Source organism: Isoptericola sp. NPDC019693, assembly GCF_044389085.1.
Lineage (GTDB): Bacteria > Actinomycetota > Actinomycetes > Actinomycetales > Cellulomonadaceae > Isoptericola.
Genome location: NZ_JBIRXP010000003.1, coordinates 718,331 through 734,844 on the forward strand (window position 1 = coordinate 718,331; position 16,514 = coordinate 734,844).

Annotated in this window: 15 protein-coding genes; 11 read left to right on the forward strand and 4 right to left on the reverse strand. The window is 70.4% G+C overall.

The window, feature by feature from the left end:
- Positions 1-45 precede the first annotated feature (45 nt).
- Together ACH436_RS12390 and ACH436_RS12395 are read left to right on the forward strand one after the other, a co-directional pair.
- Positions 46-2,355 carry an esterase-like activity of phytase family protein gene (locus ACH436_RS12390; protein WP_430560482.1) on the forward strand — a complete coding sequence of 770 codons (2,310 nt, stop codon included), beginning with the start codon at positions 46-48 and terminating at the stop codon, positions 2,353-2,355.
- 80 nt (positions 2,356-2,435) lie between these two features.
- Complete coding sequence (locus ACH436_RS12395) at positions 2,436-3,740, forward strand: LCP family protein (protein WP_430560483.1); 1,305 nt, start codon at positions 2,436-2,438, stop codon at positions 3,738-3,740.
- A 31-nt stretch (positions 3,741-3,771) separates the two neighbouring features.
- On the opposite strand, the gene ACH436_RS12400 is transcribed toward ACH436_RS12395, so the two are convergent.
- Positions 3,772-4,722, reverse strand: a complete 951-nt coding sequence (locus ACH436_RS12400) for a LysR family transcriptional regulator ArgP (RefSeq protein WP_430560484.1) — start codon at positions 4,720-4,722, stop codon at positions 3,772-3,774.
- Positions 4,723-4,807: 85 nt separating this feature from the next.
- On the opposite strand from ACH436_RS12400, the gene ACH436_RS12405 reads away from it, so the two are divergent.
- Entirely contained in the window at positions 4,808-5,440 is a 633-nt protein-coding gene (locus ACH436_RS12405) for a LysE/ArgO family amino acid transporter (protein ID WP_430560485.1), read from the forward strand.
- Positions 5,441-5,532: 92 nt separating this feature from the next.
- Here ACH436_RS12405 and ACH436_RS12410 read toward each other — a convergent pair whose 3' ends face one another.
- Positions 5,533-6,756 carry a pyridoxal phosphate-dependent aminotransferase gene (locus tag ACH436_RS12410; RefSeq protein WP_430560486.1) on the reverse strand — a complete coding sequence of 408 codons (1,224 nt, stop codon included), beginning with the start codon at positions 6,754-6,756 and terminating at the stop codon, positions 5,533-5,535.
- A 248-nt stretch (positions 6,757-7,004) separates the two neighbouring features.
- Between ACH436_RS12410 and ACH436_RS12415 the strand changes: the two genes are divergently transcribed.
- Complete coding sequence (locus ACH436_RS12415; RefSeq protein ID WP_430560487.1) at positions 7,005-7,295, forward strand: hypothetical protein; 291 nt, start codon at positions 7,005-7,007, stop codon at positions 7,293-7,295.
- A gap of 28 nt (positions 7,296-7,323) precedes the next feature.
- Here ACH436_RS12415 and ACH436_RS12420 read toward each other — a convergent pair whose 3' ends face one another.
- Entirely contained in the window at positions 7,324-8,211 is an 888-nt protein-coding gene (locus tag ACH436_RS12420; RefSeq protein WP_430560488.1) for a tyrosine-type recombinase/integrase, read from the reverse strand.
- A 187-nt stretch (positions 8,212-8,398) separates the two neighbouring features.
- Positions 8,399-8,944 (reverse strand): hypothetical protein, encoded by a 546-nt coding sequence (locus tag ACH436_RS12425; RefSeq protein WP_430560489.1) that lies wholly within the window; start codon positions 8,942-8,944, stop codon positions 8,399-8,401.
- Positions 8,945-9,043: 99 nt separating this feature from the next.
- Here ACH436_RS12425 and ACH436_RS12430 point away from each other — a divergent pair, with 99 nt between their 5' ends.
- From ACH436_RS12430 to ACH436_RS12460, 7 genes are all read left to right on the forward strand, one after another.
- Positions 9,044-9,241 carry a helix-turn-helix transcriptional regulator gene (locus ACH436_RS12430; RefSeq protein WP_430560490.1) on the forward strand — a complete coding sequence of 66 codons (198 nt, stop codon included), beginning with the start codon at positions 9,044-9,046 and terminating at the stop codon, positions 9,239-9,241.
- A complete protein-coding gene (locus ACH436_RS12435; protein ID WP_430560491.1) occupies positions 9,238-9,660 on the forward strand; it encodes a hypothetical protein in 423 nt (140 codons plus the stop codon). The genes ACH436_RS12430 and ACH436_RS12435 overlap by 4 nt, the downstream gene beginning before the upstream one ends.
- Before the next feature lie 67 nt (positions 9,661-9,727).
- Positions 9,728-10,426 carry a hypothetical protein gene (locus tag ACH436_RS12440; RefSeq protein ID WP_430560492.1) on the forward strand — a complete coding sequence of 233 codons (699 nt, stop codon included), beginning with the start codon at positions 9,728-9,730 and terminating at the stop codon, positions 10,424-10,426.
- Between the two features lie 247 nt (positions 10,427-10,673).
- Complete coding sequence (locus tag ACH436_RS12445) at positions 10,674-11,117, forward strand: hypothetical protein (RefSeq protein WP_430560493.1); 444 nt, start codon at positions 10,674-10,676, stop codon at positions 11,115-11,117.
- 178 nt (positions 11,118-11,295) lie between these two features.
- The gene (locus ACH436_RS12450; RefSeq protein WP_430560494.1) at positions 11,296-12,135 is read left to right on the forward strand and encodes a phage major capsid protein; all 840 of its coding nucleotides are present in this window, start codon (positions 11,296-11,298) and stop codon (positions 12,133-12,135) included.
- 285 nt (positions 12,136-12,420) lie between these two features.
- The gene (locus tag ACH436_RS12455) at positions 12,421-15,702 is read left to right on the forward strand and encodes a phage tail tape measure protein (RefSeq protein WP_430560495.1); all 3,282 of its coding nucleotides are present in this window, start codon (positions 12,421-12,423) and stop codon (positions 15,700-15,702) included.
- Positions 15,699-16,508 carry a hypothetical protein gene (locus ACH436_RS12460; RefSeq protein ID WP_430560496.1) on the forward strand — a complete coding sequence of 270 codons (810 nt, stop codon included), beginning with the start codon at positions 15,699-15,701 and terminating at the stop codon, positions 16,506-16,508. The genes ACH436_RS12455 and ACH436_RS12460 overlap by 4 nt, the downstream gene beginning before the upstream one ends.
- Positions 16,509-16,514: the final 6 nt, after the last annotated feature.

Consider the following 16,514-nt stretch of genomic DNA (forward strand, 5'->3'; position numbering starts at 1 on the left):
TCCAGGGTTCGTCGGGCCGTCGCGGAGCGCCGGTGGGATCGGGCCATGACTCGCTCACCGAACCAGGCTCGCGCCCTGCGCCTCGTCGCGGCCGGCGCCGCCGCGGCGGTCGCGCTCACCACCGCGGCCGGCACCGCCGCCCTCGCGGACGGGCGCCCCGGCGACCGCGGCACGAACCACGCGGCGCCCGGCCACGGGCGACCGGGCGCCGTCACGACCCACCTCGTCCCGACGCTCGAAGGGCGCGCGACGCTGTCCGCGGACTTCCTCGCCGACGGGCCGCCGTCCGGCGCCCAGGCCTCCGCCGCCAACGGCCGGCAGGGCCCCTGGGACGGTCAGGTGATCCCCGGGTTCTCGGCCATGGTCGACAACGGCGACGGCACGTTCTGGGCGCAGCCGGACAACGGGTTCGGCAGCCAGGGCAACTCCGCGGACTTCCTGCTGCGCAACTACCTCGTGAAGCCCGACTGGGACACGGGCGGCGGCCGGGGCAGCGGTACGGGCGACATCGAGGTGCTCGACCACATCTCCTACAACGACGAGAACCGCGTGCTGGACTTCGACATCGTCCACGGCGACACGGACGAGCGGCTGCTCACCGGCGCCGACTTCGACGTCGAGTCCGTGGTGCGGGCCGACGACGGCACGCTGTGGGTGGGCGAGGAGTTCGGCCCGTTCCTGCTGCACTTCGACGCCGAGGGCACGCTGCTGGAGAAGCCGTACCCGCTGCCGGGAGGGCTGCGGTCGCCGCAGAACCCGTACCTCGCCGACGGCGAGGAGCCGACCGTGCGGGCCAGCCGCGGCTTCGAGGCGATGGCCGGGGTCAAGGGCGGGCGCTACCTGTACCCGGTGCTCGAGGGCGCCCTGGTCGGCGACGCGGACCAGCGCCGTCGGGTGATCCACGAGTTCGACACCCGCCGCGGCGCGTACACCGGCCGCACCTGGGACTACCAGGCCGACCAGGAGGCCAACGTGCTCGGCGACGCGTTCGCCGTCGGCAGGGACTCGTTCTGGGTCGTGGAGCGGGACGACCTCGAGGGCCCCGCCTCCGTCACCAAGCGTGTGTACGAGATCGACCTCAGCAGGACCGACCGCGACGGGTACGTCCGCAAGGAGCTCGTGCTCGACGCGCTGCGCGTGGAGAACCCGCGCGGCATCGACGCGGGGGAGGGCTACGGCCTCGGCGACACCTACGCGCTGCCCGTGCAGTCGTTCGAGACCGTGCTGCGCCTGCGCGACGGCCGCATCCTCATCGGCAACGACAACAACTACCCCGGCAACGCGGCCCGGAACCCCGGGACGCCGGACGACACCGAGATGGTCGTCATCGACCTGGACAAGCAGCGCACCCGGGACGACGGGGTCGCCGTCGTCGGGCACCGCGGCGCGTCCGGCGACCGGCCCGAGCACACGCTCGCCGCCTACGAGCAGGCCATCGTGCAGTGCGCCGACGTCATCGAGCCCGACGTCGTGCCGACCAAGGACGGCGTCCTCGTGGCCCGGCACGAGAACGAGATCGGCGGCACCACCGACGTCGCCGAGCACCCCGAGTTCGCCGACCGCCGCACCACGAAGACGATCGACGGCACGAAGGTCACCGGATGGTTCACCGAGGACTTCACGCTCGCGGAGCTGCGCACGCTCCGCGCCGTCGAGCGGCTGCCTGGGCTGCGCCCGGCCAACACGGCGTACGACGGGCTGTACCAGGTGCCCACCCTGGACGAGGTGCTCGACCTCGCCCGCCACTCGGAGACGTGCGACGGGCGGCCGGTCGGCGTGGCGCCGGAGACCAAGCACCCCAGCTACTTCGCGTCGATCGGGCTGCCGCTGACCGACCCCCTGGTGCACGAGCTCGCCGCGAACGGCCTCGACTCGCGCCGCGCGCCCGTCGTCGTGCAGTCGTTCGAGACGACGAACCTGCGCGAGCTGGACCGGCGCACCGACGTGCGCCTCGCGCTCAACGTCTCCGCGAGCGGGGCCCCGTACGACCTGGTGGCCGCCGGCGACCCGCGGACCTACGCCGACCTCGTCACGCCGCGGGGCCTGCGCGGCCTGGCCCGCTACGTCGACATCGTGAGCATGGAGAAGAACGTCGTCGTGCCGCGCAGGGCCGACGGCACCCTCGGTCGGCCGACCGGCGTCGTCCGCGACGTGCACCGCGCCGGCATGGAGGCCTACGCCTGGACGTTCCGCGCCGAGAACCAGTTCCTCCCGGCCGAGCACCGCTCGTCGGCGGACCCCGCCGAGCGCGGCGACCTGGCGGGCGAGCTCGACGTGTTCCTCGACACCGGCCTCGACGGCGTCTTCGCCGACCAGCCGGGCCTGGCCGCGGACGCCCTCGCGGCCCGGGGCTGACCCGTCGCGCGGGGGGTGAACCTGTGGTTGCGCAGGGCACCCCTCGCGCGAACGCGCTGCTCAGGGCCTAGGCTCACGCTGTGCGGACCCTGCCACGGCACGCGACCAGCCTCGCCTCGCACCGGGTCGCTCGCACGATCGCCCTCGTCGTCACCGCGGTGGTGGCGTTCGTCGCGGCGACCGCGGTCGCGTCGTTCGTCGACCTGCGCTCCCAGATCGGCGTCTCCGACGTCGACGACCTGCTCGCCGGCGACGACCGCCCGCCCGAGGTCCCGGCCGAGCAGGACCCCAGCGACCCGTTCGCCGGCAAGGACCTCAACATCCTCGTGATGGGCACGGACTTCCGGGACGAGGCCAACGCCGAGATCGCGGGGGCGGGAGACGAGTTCCACTCGGACACCACGATGCTGGTGCACCTGTCCGGCGACCGCAGCCGCATCGAGGCGGTCTCCATCCCCCGCGACTCCCTCGTCGACATCCCGGCCTGCAAGCTCCCCGGCGGCGGCGAGACCGCGCCGCAGTCCAACGCGATGTTCAACTCCGCGTTCGCCCTCGGCGGCGGCCCCGACAAGGACGTCACCGGCGCGGCCGCCTGCACCATCCGCACCGTCGAGGAGCTCACCGGGGTGCGGATCTCCGACCACGTCGTGGTGCAGATGACCGGCGTGATCGGCGTCGTCGACGCCATCGGCGGCGTGACGATGTGCCTCCCGGAACCGGTCAAGGGACGGCGCGTGGACCTCGACCTGCCCGAGGGGAAGCAGAAGCTCGACGGGTACACGGCGATCAACTTCCTGCGCGCCCGCAAGGGCGAGGGCATGGGCCTGGAGATGGGCAGCGACCTCAAGCGCATCGAGCGGCAGCAGGCGTTCTTCGACGCCGCGATGCGCGAGATCCTGTCGCAGAACGTCATCACCGACTCGCCCCGCCTGTACCGGATGGTGCGCGAGATCCTCGGCTCCATCTCCACCGACCCCGAGCTGGCGAGCCCGACGGCGCTCGCGGGCCTGGCCTGGAGCATCCGGGACCTCGACCCGTCGCGCATCGTGTTCACCTCGGTGCCCGTCGTGGACTCGGTCAGCCAGCCCGGCCGGGTCGAGTGGACGTCGGAGGCCGACGCGATCTGGGAACGGATCCGCGCCGACGAGGCCCCGCCCGGGACGCCCGAGCCCGACCAGGGCGCGGGCGGCGCCACGCCGTCGGGCGCCACCGCGGTCGACGACGACGTCGCGTCGCCGGCCAGCACCGACGACGGCGCGGACGGCAAGGACGGCGACAGCGACAGCGTCGACGGCGAGGACGGCGGGACGCGGGGCGGCAAGGACGGCGAGACCTCGCCCGAACCGTCGCCGAGCCCGTCGCTCCTGCCGGGCGTCTGCGCCTGACCGTCCCGCCCGACCGGCCCGGGACCGGGCCTCAGCTCCGGGGCAGGGCGCGGCGGGCCTCGTACCGCAGCGCCTCGGACACCCGGTCCAGCACCGTCGAGCGGACCTTCCACTGCTGCAGGTAGATCGGGACGTCCACGACGGCGTCGTCGTCGAGGAACACCATGTCGCTGCCGGTATCGCCCGGCCCCCCGTCGAGCATGCCGAACCGCGTGCCCGGGCCGGGCAGCGGGCCCCACATGCCCCACCCCAGCCCGCGCCGGATGCCGTCGACGTACTCGGGGGTGCTGGGCACGTGGTGCCGCGGCGGGTCGGGGACCGCGGCGCCCGCCGCGGCGGCCCGCTCCCGCAGCCAGGCGTCCTGCAGGTCGTCGGCCCGGTTGAACACGAGCATCGGCGCGCTGCCCAGGGCCTCGACCGTGGGCCCGCCCGGGAACCAGCGCTCGACGACGGAGCGCGTGGCGGCGGGCCGATAACGCGTGACGCCGAGGAACGTCGAGGTGCAGCCCTGCACGGGCTCGCGCTGGGACGTGATGGCGGCCATGACGACGCCGGCGGGCAGCAGGTCGACGGTGCGGTCCTGGTCGTCACGGTGGAGGTCGAAGCACACGCCCTCGACGCGGGCGAGCGCCGGCATCACCCAGGTCGCGAGCGAGTCGGCGTTCACGGCGACCGGCACCGTGACCGGGCGGGGCGGGGCGCCGGTGCCGTCGTCCTGCGCGTCCCGGGGGCCGAGCTCGCGGCTCGCCTCCGCGCCGAGCAGCTCGACCTGGCGTGCCAGGCGCAGCAGCGTGCGCCCCGGCTCCGTGGGCGCGACCGGACGGGTGCGCCGCACGAGCACGGAGCCGGCGGCGTTCTCGAGCGCGCGCACGCGCTGGCTGACCGCCGACGGCGTGACGTGCAGCGCGTGCGCCGCCGCCTCGAACGAACCCTCGGTGACGACCGCGGCGAGCGCCTCGAGCTGACGGGAGTCCCAACGCATGCACCCGAGCGTAGATGAAGCAATGCTTGATCGGATGAAGAAACCGTAGATGGACTTCATCAGTGCGCGCACCTAGCGTCGTGGCGTGCTCACCCTCCTCGCCGGCCTCGGCTTCGGCCTGTCCCTCATCGTCGCCATCGGCGCGCAGAACGCCTTCGTGCTGCGCCAGGGCGTGCGCCGCGAGCACGTCGGCCTCGTCGTCGCCGTGTGCGCGGCCTCCGACGTCGCGCTGTACCTCGCGGGGACCGCAGGGCTCGGAGCGCTCGTGGTGAGCCACCCCGCCGTCGTGGAGATCGCGCGGTGGGCCGGGGCCGCCGTCGTGCTCGGGTACGGCGCGATGGCCGCACGACGGGCGTTCCGCGGCGACGAGGCGGGGCTCGCCGCCGCGTCGGACGGTGCCCTCCCCGACGCCGGACGGCGCGCGCGGCCGGTGCTGCTCACGGCGCTCGCGCTCACCTGGCTGAACCCGCACGTCTACCTGGACACCGTCGTGCTGCAGGGGTCGCTCGCCGCGTCGTACGGCGACGGGCGATGGTCGTTCACCGCCGGCGCGATCGTGTCGAGCGTCCTGTGGTTCCTCGGCCTCGGCTACGGCGCCCGGCTGCTCGCCCCCGTGCTCGCGCGGCCCGGCGCCTGGCGGGTCGTCGACGGCGTGGTCGCGGTGATCATGCTGGTCGTCGCGGTGAGCCTCCTGCTCCCCGTGCTCGCGCCGAGGTAGTTCGAACCGCGCCGAGGTAGTTCGAACCGTGCCGAGGTAGTTCGAGCCGTGGCGAGGTAGTTCGAGCCGAGCAGGACCGGGACCGGGAAGGGCTACCGGGACAGGCGGTGCAGGCGATCGACGGCGTCGCGAAGCACGTCCTCGCGCTTGACGAACGTGAACCGCACGCGCGACGCGAGCGCCCGCGCCGTCGTCGAGCCGGACCGGCAGAACGCGGAGACGGGCACGCCGACGACGCCGGCGAGCTCGGGCAGCCGGCGGCACAGCCCGTGGCCGTCGGTGACGTCGAGCCGCTCGAGCAGGTGCGCGCCGTCCGCCACGACGAAGTAGGTGCCCTGCGGGACGACGACGTCGAAGCCCGCGGCGGTCAGCCCCTCGCACAGCAGGTCGCGGCGGGAGGCGAGAGACGCCGCCAGCGCCCGGGGCGCCTCGTCGTCGGCGAGCGCCCTCGCGATGGCGGGCTGGAAGGGCGCGCCCGAGGTGTAGGTGAGGAACTGCTTGACCGTCCGCACCGCGGTGACGAGCTCGGCCGGGCCGTGCACCCAGCCGACCTTCCAGCCCGTGAGGCTGAAGGTCTTGCCGCTGGAGGAGACGGTCAGGGTGCGCTCGGCCATGCCGGGCAGGGTCGCGACCGGCACGTGGACGGCGTCGTCGAACGTGAGGTGCTCGTAGACCTCGTCGGTGAGGACGACGGCGTCCGCCTCGCGCGCGACGGCGGCCACCTGCTCCAGCTCCGCCCGCGTGAGCACCGTGCCCGTGGGGTTGTGCGGGGTGTTGAGCACGATGAGCCGGGTGCGCCCGGTGACGGCGGCACGCAGTGCGGCGGCGTCGAGCCGGAAGCCGTCCGCGGTGAGGGGCACGGGCACGTGCGTCGCGCCCGCGAGGGCGATGCTCGCGGCGTGCGAGTCGTAGTAGGGCTCGAGCGTGATCACCTCGTCGCCCGGGCCGGCGAGGGCGAGGATCGACGCGGCCAGCGCCTCCGTGGCGCCGGTGGTGACCAGCACCTCGCCGTCGGGGTCGACGTCGAGCCCGTAGCGGCGCCGCTGATGGTCGGCGATCGCGTGCCGCAGCTCCGGGACACCGTCGCCGGGCGGGTACTGGTTGCGGCCCGCGTCGATGGCGTCCTTGGCGGCGTCCCGGATGAACGCCGGGCCGTCCACGTCGGGGAAGCCCTGCCCCAGGTTGATCGCGCCGGTGCGGGCGGCGAGCGCCGTCATCTCCGCGAAGATCGTCTGTGCGACGGCGCCGTCCGCCCCGAGCAGTCCCGTCGCGCGGGCGACGTCGGTCCAGCGGCCGGGCGGGGGAGAGGTCGGCATGGGCCGACCCTAGACCCCGACGCCCGCGGACCGGGCGACAACGCCTCGCGACCACGATGCGAGACTCCCGGCCCGTCGCCGTGACCGTGGCGGCACGGGCAGTCCCGCCTGGTCAGACCGCCCGACGGACGGGCGAGGAGCGCCGGCCGGCGCCGGTTGTCCACAACGTGGCGGCACGCGGTTGCCCGGGTCCCCTACTCTGGTGCCGCTTTCGCCGCCGATGATGGCTACGACGAGGAGACGGATCAGTGTCGATCGACACGGCGCCTGCCGACGCCGCCACGCTGCTCGAGCACGAGGTGCGCGAGCTCGTCCGCCGCCGCGCCCTCGACCCCGTCCGGGACCGGCCCGGGCTGGAACGGCTCGTCGCAGAGGCCTCTGCCGACTACACCGAGCGCGCCACGCGTGGCGTCGTGCCGGCGCTCACGGACCCGCAGGCGACCGCGCGGGCCGTCGTCGACGCGCTCGGCGGGCTGGGGCCGCTGCAGCGGTACCTCGACGACCCCGAGGTCGAGGAGATCTGGATCAACTCGCCCTGACCTGGCATCGGTGCAGGTCAGGGCGTTCTCATGCCTGGGCAGTCCGCAGAGCATCCGCAGGAATCGCCTCAGAGACCAGAGCGGCCGTCGCGGCACGCGTCTTGTCCTCAGCCGTCGGCCAGAGGTGGGAGTAGGTGTTGAGCGTGACCGTGGCGCTCGAGTGCCCTAGGGCGCGCTGCACCGTGACGACGTCGCAGCCGGCAGCGATCAGGCCCGAGGCGAAGAAGTGCCGTAGGTCGTGGTGGCGGATGTCTTCAACTCCCGCTGCGCGCGTCGTGGACGACCACCAGGCGTGAGCCGTCGTCGGGGGGAGCGGACCACTCGTGTTCCCGGCCATGACGAGCCACCCGTCCCGCGGCGTCCCGAACGCCTCGAGGTGCTGGGCGATCATCTGCAAGATCGAGTCCGGCAGGTACACGCCTCGCTCCGAGCCGTACTTGGGAGCCCGCTCGACCAGCCCGCCGCCCTTCTGGCGCTGCACCTGACGGGCGACGTGCAGACGTCGGCGGAGGAAGTCGACGTCGTCCGCCTTCACCGCGGTCACCTCGCCGAGCCGCAGCCCCGCGAAGGCCGAGAGGTAGACCAGGGGGCGCCGGTACGGGTCGGATGCCTCGAGGATCGCGCCCACCTGCTCCGGGGTCGGGATCTTCATGGCGGCTTCCCGGCGACGCTGGCGGGGAAGTGCGATGCCCACCGACGGATCTACGACGATCAGCCGGTCACGGATCGCAGCCTTGAACGCCGCCCTGACGCCGTTCATCCGTGAGGCGACCGTCGTTGGCGCGAGACCCCTGGAAGTCATGGACTTGATCCAGCCCTCGAGGTGCGACGGGCGGATGTCCTTGAGCGGCACGTCCCCGAACGTCACCGACCGCCGCGTGAGGTCCATGGCCGTGTGCGTCGTGTCCTCCCACACCTGACGACTGGACCACGCCCGCCACCAGGAATCGAACGTGGTTCGTCCCGCCCGGGGGTCGGCATAGGTGCCCGTGACGATGGTCGCGGTGACCTCGTCTAGCCACCTCTGAGCGTCGATCTTCCTGGGGAAGTGCTTGGCGTGCTCCTTGCCGGCAGCATCGCGGTAGCGAGCTCGCCAGACCCCGTCAGGGCGCTTCTGGATGCTGGCCACGTTCGCCGCCCTCTCGCGCCGTCCGGAGCACCTTGACGGGGTCCTGCGGCAGGCCTACGAGGGCCCGACCGAGGCGCTTCTTCACTAGTTCGGTCTCTTCGGGATCGAGGGACTCGTTCAGTGCCAGCGCCGCTCCGGCGTCGGCCATCACCTCTCGTACCTGTCGGTACCGCTCTGCGGCTGTGATCAGGTCAGCTCTCGCCGACTGGACCTGCCACAGTGCGCGCGCGAACTCGGTCCGCTGCGTGTCGACCTCGCTGGGGTCAGCTTCGCCCGTGAGCTCGCCGACTGAGGCGTTGAGAACCGTCGACAGGCCGACGAGCTCAAGTACGGATGTCGGGCGTGTTCCTGTCTCGATCTTTGCCACGGCGGTGGCAGGGACCGTGACGTTCTGCTCGGCGAGCATCTGAGTTACCTGCGCCTGGGTGAGGCGTGCCGATGCCCGCGCTGCCGCGACGCGGCGGCCAAAGGCCACCAGCCGTGGGTCCTTCTCGGCGTCGCTCGCTCGCTTCTTCTCCATGAGTACAAACCCTATCTGCTCTCAGCGCTTGACACCAACGGGTTCGAGTGCCAGTGTTCTACGTGTCAGGTAGTACACCATAGTTCGTCAGGAGTAGAGATGACGCGGACGCTGCTGAGGACGCCAGACGTCTCGAAGCTCACCGGCATCCCCGAGGGAACCCTTCGCTGGTTCAGGCACACAGGGCAGGGGCCCAAGAGCTTCACCCTCGGCAAGCGGCGGGTCGTCTATGACCTGGCCGACGTCGAGGAGTGGATCGAGGTCAGTCGAGCCGCCGCAGAACGGGAGCTGGCTTGACCTCCACAAAGCCGAAGGGCCCGGCGGCAACCGGGCCCCTCAACAACCAGAGCCGCGGCAACGGCTCCAGCAACACTCGCACCCAGAAGGAGCACGCAATGTCCCTCCAGATTACAGCCCCGGACAACTTCACCCCCTACGCCACTGTCGAGGTCCGCAGCACCACGGGCGCGGCCCCGATCAAGTTCCGGCGCGTCGGCGGCAACGACGTCGTGGTCGAGCTCGAGGACGGGGTCACGCAGGCCTATGACCGCCGAAACCTCCTGCTGGTCGTCCTCGGTCTCTACGAGGACGACGGCGAGGCCACGGCCGAGCAGTTGGTGGCCGTCGCCCACGCGCTCGGCCTCAAGGGCTCGGACGTCGTGCCGGACGACCCTGCGTGGCGCCTCCGCTGGACCGGCAGGCCGGACGCCCACTGAGACCGAGCGACCCCGCCCGAAGGAGCCGGCGGGCGGGGTCGCTCCTGAGCCCCGGAAAGGGGGCAGGATGGGCGATCCCCTGGAGGTCGATGGCAGCCGGCCCGCTGTGGCCGCTGTAGCGGCACTGCCACGTTCCTATCGCCTGACAGACGCCGAGTGGCGGGTACTCATGGTGCTCGCCTGCGACTCGTTTGACGGCAAGACCTCTGCGCCCGGCATGGACAACCTCGCGGAGTGGTCCGGTCTCTTGAGGTCTTCGGCCGCTCGAGCCGTGGCGCGACTCCTTGAGCCGACGGAGCATCGGCCTGCACTTCTGGCGAAGCCCGATGCGAGCCGCGGGCGACGTCGGACGGAGTACTCACTCTCGTTCAACCGTCCGGCCACACCGGACGGTTCAACCGTCCGGCCAACAGTCTCCGAACAGTCTCCCGACCGTCCGGTGTGGCCGGACGGTCAACAGTCTCCGAACCGTCCGGTCACGCCGGACGCTCCCTTCTCCCTAGGAGCCCTTCTCCCCTCCCCGGACGACGACGTGGCGATGAACCGTCACGGTCACCACGACAACGCCATGAGGGGGTTGGAGGAATTGGTCTCAGACAGACGGCTCCCGATCAGTGCTGCCGAGCTGATCGCTCACGCCTATCGCCTTGGCAACGGGGATCCGTGGGAGGGATACAAGGAGATCAAGCACCGGACCGAACGGAACTTCGCCGGCTCCAACGACCCGAAGGCCGTACTCATGGCCAGATTGCGGAGCGCAGCATGACAACCGATTTCGAGGAGCGCATCGATGCCGACACCTGCTGAGAGCGTCACGCGCATCTTCACGAGTCGCAAGAGCGAATACGTCGCATTTGTGCCGGACGGTGAGACCGAAGTCCGAGTGAGGTTCAAACCAAGTAACGGCCCTGCCCCATTTCGCTGTGACCGATGCGGAAAGCACCGGGAACCCACGTGCAAGCACGAGCACGCCGCTCGTTCTGCCTACCGACGACACATCAAGGAGTACCGCAATGGCCGACACCACCGACGCCTCGACCGAAGCGCCTGAGCCGACCCAGGGGGGGACGACCGGGCCCGAGATTGCCCCCGAGGCCCCCGAGCAGGGCAAGGCGGGGCGCGAGGCTGCGAAGTACCGCACGCAGCTCCGCGAGACCGAGGCCGAGCGCGACACGCTACGAGAGACCGTTTCGGCCCTCCGCCGCGAGCAGGCGGAGGCGGCGCTGGACAAGACCCTTGCGCGACCCGAGTCCTTCTGGCTCACGGGTGCCACCGTGGACGAATACATCGACGAAGCCGGCAAGCTCGATCGAAGCAGACTGATTGCTGACGCCCAGAGCGCCATCAGCAAGCAGGGAATTGCCGCATTCCGGCGATTCGCCGCCGCCGCCGATCAAGGTGCCCGCAGCGGTGAGACGTCCGGCGGGAAAACTTGGCAGGACGTCCTCGGCGGATAGGCAATTTCGCACCTGGCCTGGTATCCTTGGAGATGAGCGCAAGGATGCCGGGCCAGGTGCCCAATCCATTCGCTCAGCCGCCCCAGGTGGGCAGCGCAGGTAGGCCAGGAGCCGCCGCGTAGAGGAACCCTTTCTTCCGCGTGCGGCTCTTTTGCTGCCTGAGATCCCAGGAGCATCCATGACGATGTTCACCACCTCCACCGATGTCTCGGGAATCCTTCCTGACGACTACGGCCCCCTGATTGTTCAGCCCGTTCAGCGCGGCTCGATCGCCTACCAGGTCTCGACCAACCTGGGCACGACCTCCACGAAGATGCACGTGCCCATCGTGACCGATGACCCGTCCGCCGCGTGGGTGGCTGAGGGCGCCGAGATCACCCCGGACGACGGCACGCTCGACGAGCTCACCATCACCCCGACGAAGATCGCCGGCCTCACCGCGATCACCCGGGAGCTGGCCAGCGACTCCAGCCCCGCCGCAGCCGAGATCGTGGGCAGCGGCCTGGCGCGCTCCATCGCCACCCGGGTCGACCAGGCGTTCTTCGGTGCCCAGTCTGCGCCCGCGCAGTCCGGTCTCGGCGCCCTGTCGGGTGTCGCCACCGTTGACGCAGGCAGCGCGTGGGCCAACCTCGATCCCTTCCTCGAGGCCATCAGCAACACGGAGACCGTGGGCACGAACGTCACCTCCTTCGTGGCCAACCCCGCCGACGCCCTCCTCCTGGCCCAGCTCAAGGACCAGACCGGCAGCAACCGGCCGCTGCTCGGCTCGGACCCGACGCAGCCCACCCGCCGCCTCATCCACGGCGTCCCGCTGTACGTCTCACCTGCCGTCACCGCTGGCACGGTCTGGGGAATCCCTCGGGACCGAGTGCTGGTCGTGACCCGTGAGGACGTGACCCTCGAGGTGGACAAGAGCGTGTTCTTCACGAGTGACCGAGTCGCGGTGAAGGCGATCATGCGCGTCGGCTTCGGCTTCCCGCACGCTGCCGCCGTCCAGAAGATCACCCTCGGCGCGTGATCCCCATGACCGTCCTGGCGTCAACGTCAGCCTCTCCTCGGCTGGCCATGGCCGAAGAGAGGGAGCGATGGCCAGAGAGCTGCCCCTCCTCTTCGCGCAGCGATGACCTGACCAGCGCCAGGACTCGAGTGGCCCGCGTTCCATCGACGGCGCGCGGGCTGCTCCACCCCCCTGGCGGGGTCCCCTCTAGCCCGAGGATTCCGGACCGCCGGTGAGCGCTCTGACCCCCGCGAATAGTCCAAAACTTTCGGCCCGGTAGGGATTCGAGCATAGGAAGGAGGCCTCATGGCCGATCGGTCTATCCGCATCGTGATGTCCGCTAGCGTCCAGGGCCTCGTCAACGGTTTCAAGACGGCTGGCACTGCTGCCAAGAACCTGAACGAGAAACTGGTGCAGAACGAGCAGGCGGCGCGGGACGTCACTACGAGCCTGGGCCTGATCGGCGCCGGCGCGCTCGCCGGTGCTGGTGTGGCGGTAAAGACTTTCGCCTCCTTCGACAAGCAGATGTCCGCGGTGAAGGCGACCGGTGGCGCCACGGCGGCGGAGCTGGCGAAGCTTCGCGAGAAGGCGATCGAGCTCGGGGCGTCGACGTCGTTCTCTGCCTCGGAAGCCGCAGCGGGCATCGAGAACATGCTCAAGGCGGGCGTGACGGCGCAGGACGCGCTCGGGGGCGGCCTCAAGGGTGCCCTCGACCTGGCCGCGTCCGGCGCGCTCTCAGTCGCCGAGGCTGCGGAGATCGCCGCTGGCACGATGACGCAGTTCAAGCTCGGCGGCGAGGACGTCACGCACATCGCCGACCTGCTTGCTGCGGGTGCCGGCAAGGCGATGGGCAACGTCTCGGACCTTGCGGGGGCGCTCAAGTACGCGGGCGTGCCCGTCGCTCAGCTCGGCGTGTCCCTCGAGGAGACGGTCGGCACCCTCGCGCTGTTCGCGAAGAACTCGATCGTGAGCGAGCAGGCCGGTACGTCGCTGCGCTCCATGGTCTCCTCCCTCACCTCGCCGTCGAAGGACGCGGCTAAGGAGATGGAGCAGCTCGGGATCAATGTCTTCGACGGCCAGGGGAAGTTCATCGGGCTCGCGGGCACGGCCGAGCAGCTCAAGACCCGCATGTCGGGGCTGACCGACCAGGAGCGCGCGAACTCCCTCGGTCGGATCTTCGGGAACGAGTCGCTGCAAGCCGCGAACGTCCTATACGACGCCGGGGCCAAGAAGGTCCAGGAAATGACCGCCGCGGTCAACGACCAAGGCTATGCCGCGCGGACCGCCGCGGCTCGCCTCGACAACCTGTCGGGCGATATCGAGGCGTTTGGTGGCGCCATCGAGTCTGCGTTCATCAAGGCGGGCTCAGGCGGGAACGACGTTCTGCGCGGCCTGACCCAGGGCACGACCAACCTTGTGAACGCGCTGGGTTCGATCGATGGCACCGTTCTTTCCGGCCTGACGATTGCCCTCGGTGGGGGCGGCGCGCTCGCCCTCGCCGCCGGCGGGTTCGGCAAGCTTGTGATCGGCGCGAACAACGCCAACACTGCGCTCAAGAATCTCGGAGTCTCGTGGAAGACGGTCGGGAAGTTCGCCAGCGTTGCCGGCGGGCTTGTTGGCGTCGCCGCGATCGGCCTGACCGTATGGGCGGAAAGTGCCGCAAAGGCCCGGTCTGACACCGAGGAGTACATCGCAACGCTGGACGCGCTCGGCGAGACGACCGACGACACCTTGCGCACGATGAGTACCCGCCTCTCCGAGGATCGGGGGACCTTCTTCACAAACCTGTTCGGGAAGAATCCCGGTTCGATCCTCGAGCAGGCCAAGGAGATCGGCGTTGCGACGGAGGACGTTCAGGCCGCCATCCTTGGCAACGAGGGCGCTTACAACAAGGTTGCCGCCGCCGCAGAGCGCTACGCCGCGACGAACGAGGCTCGCGTCAACGGCACGATGCTGAACAGCGCCCAGTATGCCGAGCGGTTCACTGCGGCCATCGACGGACAGGCAAAGTCGCTGTCGGACGGCCAGAAAGAGCAGGCACTCAAGGCCCAGGCTGACGAGGAAGCCGGGGTTGCGCAGCAGGCGATCAAGGAGAACTACGCCACCACCACCGGCGCCATCGACGAGCAGGTGGCGTCGCTCGAGTCGCTGATCGCGGCGCAGCTTGAGGCGGCGGGCGTCGTCCTGTCGGCCCGCGAGGCACAGCGGGCCTACCAGGAGTCGCTCGATGCTGCGAAGAAGGCCCTCAAGGACAACGGCGAGACGCTCGACAACGGCACCGAGAAGGGCCGCGCCAATCAGGAGGCTCTCGACGGGATCGCAAAGTCGGCCCTCGACGTCGCGGCGTCGATGGAGCAGAACGGGGCCTCGCAGGAGAAAGTCCAGCGCACCGTCAAGAAGGCTCGTCGCGAGTTCATCGACATGGCGACCGACATGGGCATGCCCATCAAGAAGGCGCGAGAGCTCGCCGACGACCTGGGCCTGGTCCCAGGCAGCTACAAGGCGGACATTGAGGTCAACACGGCCGCGGCGTCAGCCGGGCTCCGCGACTTCCTGACCAAGGTCGAGCAGGCCGACGGCACCCTCAAGATCAAGGGTGACGGTGCGCCGGCGAAGCAGAAGCTCGAGGACGTCACCACGCAGGTGAACGAGGCCGACGGCTCGGTCACCATCCGCGCGAAGGACGGCACGGCAATCGCCACGCTGTCCGACTACACCGCGAAGATCAACGAGTCTGACGGCTCGGTCACGATCAAGGGGAAGGACAAGCAGGGTCGCGAGACCGTGCTCAAGCTGACCTCTTGGGTTGGTGAGCAGGGCTCGGCGATCAAGGTCGACGCGGACACCGAGGATGCGAAGGACAAGGTCGGCAAGCTCGCCAAGCAGATCCTCCAGCTCCCGGACAAGAAGATCACGGTCACCGCGGACACGCGGGTCACCGGGCCGGGTATGACGACCGGCGGCCTTCCGTGGGGCGACGGTGAGGGAGCCGGTTGGACGGGCAGCACACCGCGCGGCGTCTCCCAGATGTCGAAGGCGGTCCGGTCAATGGATCCGGGCGCCCGGATCACGTCGGGCTACCGGCCCGGCGCGGTCACGGCCACGGGCTACCCGAGCTATCACGGCATGGGTCGAGCGATCGACATCGTCTCCCCGAACATGGGCCGCACGTTCGACCTGCTGGCGCGCGCGTTCGGCTCGCGGGCGAAGGAGCTGTACTACACGCCGCGTGGGTTCATCCGCAACGGGCGCCGGACGAACGACGTCGCAGCGGTTACGCGGCGCATGCACTACTCGCACGTGCACCTCGCGTTGGCCAACGGAGGCGGCGTCCGCGGCAAGGGCACCGGCACGTCCGACGAGATCCCCGCGTGGCTGTCGAACGGTGAGCACGTCCTCACCGCGTCGGACGTCCGCAAGCTCGGCGGCCAGTCCGCTGTCTACCGCTGGCGCGACGCCATCCAGGCCGGCTCCTTCAAGTTCGACACGACGGATGCGTACGCATTCGGCGGGCCCGTGCAGAGCCGACGCAACACCCGTACCCGCAACACCGTCATCCCGTCCCTTCGAAACGGAGAGCTCTCATGACCCTCATTGCTATCGGCACTACGCCGACGTCCGCACGCATCATGACGGACACTTGGGCGTACACCCTGGACGCGACCCAGCTTGCCCACTGCACGAAGGTCGTGCCCCTGCTCCATCTGGACGCCATGGTCGCGACCGCGGGGAACGTCGCCTTCGGCGACCTGTGGGCCGCAGCCGCTATGTCTGGCGGGACCGTGACCCCCGACTTCGACCAGTTCGTCGCCTGGGCGCCGGGTAGGCTTCGGGAGATCGGCGAGTTCATGCTCGGTGAGGAAGACGAGGCGCTTGTGCTGCACGTGGGACGCTCGGCGGCTCATGGCGGCTACGTAACCGTCGCGCACTCGTCGTATAACGACTTCGAGCCCGAGGTGCTCGGCGACTACTTCATCCACCCGTCGCCGTTCGACAGCCGTGTCTCGAACCACGAGGCCGCGCGCATCCGCCGCGCGATCGACGGGCTCGAGGGCCTCATGATCGGCGACGACGAACCCTGGGACACCACCGTCGACCGGGACAATCTCGCTTTCATGCTCGAGCAGCCCGTCGGCACCGCGCCGACGTCGACCGCCGGATGGGTCAACCTCGCGGAGAAGGCCCGCCTGCACCGGTCTCGCAAGGCAGTCGCGATCGGCGGTATGAAGGTGCTCGTCGGTGGCAAGGTGCACCTGACAACCCTCGATCGCCAGGGCCTCACCCAGCGGGTCATTCACGAGTTCAACGACCAGGGCGACGAGCTGCTCGAGGTGCTGCGAGGCACCGACCACCCCCTCGCCATTGCAGCAGAGGAGGCGCTGGTCGATGGGTGAAACTCG

What these genes read in the sequence shown, in the direction of transcription:
- ACH436_RS12390 (WP_430560482.1), top strand. Translation starts at nt 46, where the DNA reads ATGACTCGCTCACCGAACCAGGCTCGCGCCCTGCGCCTCGTCGCGGCC.
- ACH436_RS12425 (WP_430560489.1), bottom strand. Translation starts at nt 8,944, where the DNA reads ATGGAGAAGAAGCGAGCGAGCGACGCCGAGAAGGACCCACGGCTGGTG.
- ACH436_RS12430 (WP_430560490.1), top strand. Translation starts at nt 9,044, where the DNA reads ATGACGCGGACGCTGCTGAGGACGCCAGACGTCTCGAAGCTCACCGGC.
- ACH436_RS12400 (WP_430560484.1), bottom strand. Translation starts at nt 4,722, where the DNA reads ATGCGTTGGGACTCCCGTCAGCTCGAGGCGCTCGCCGCGGTCGTCACC.
- ACH436_RS12450 (WP_430560494.1), top strand. Translation starts at nt 11,296, where the DNA reads ATGACGATGTTCACCACCTCCACCGATGTCTCGGGAATCCTTCCTGAC.
- ACH436_RS12455 (WP_430560495.1), top strand. Translation starts at nt 12,421, where the DNA reads ATGGCCGATCGGTCTATCCGCATCGTGATGTCCGCTAGCGTCCAGGGC.
- ACH436_RS12460 (WP_430560496.1), top strand. Translation starts at nt 15,699, where the DNA reads ATGACCCTCATTGCTATCGGCACTACGCCGACGTCCGCACGCATCATG.
- ACH436_RS12445 (WP_430560493.1), top strand. Translation starts at nt 10,674, where the DNA reads ATGGCCGACACCACCGACGCCTCGACCGAAGCGCCTGAGCCGACCCAG.
- ACH436_RS12440 (WP_430560492.1), top strand. Translation starts at nt 9,728, where the DNA reads ATGGGCGATCCCCTGGAGGTCGATGGCAGCCGGCCCGCTGTGGCCGCT.
- ACH436_RS12410 (WP_430560486.1), bottom strand. Translation starts at nt 6,756, where the DNA reads ATGCCGACCTCTCCCCCGCCCGGCCGCTGGACCGACGTCGCCCGCGCG.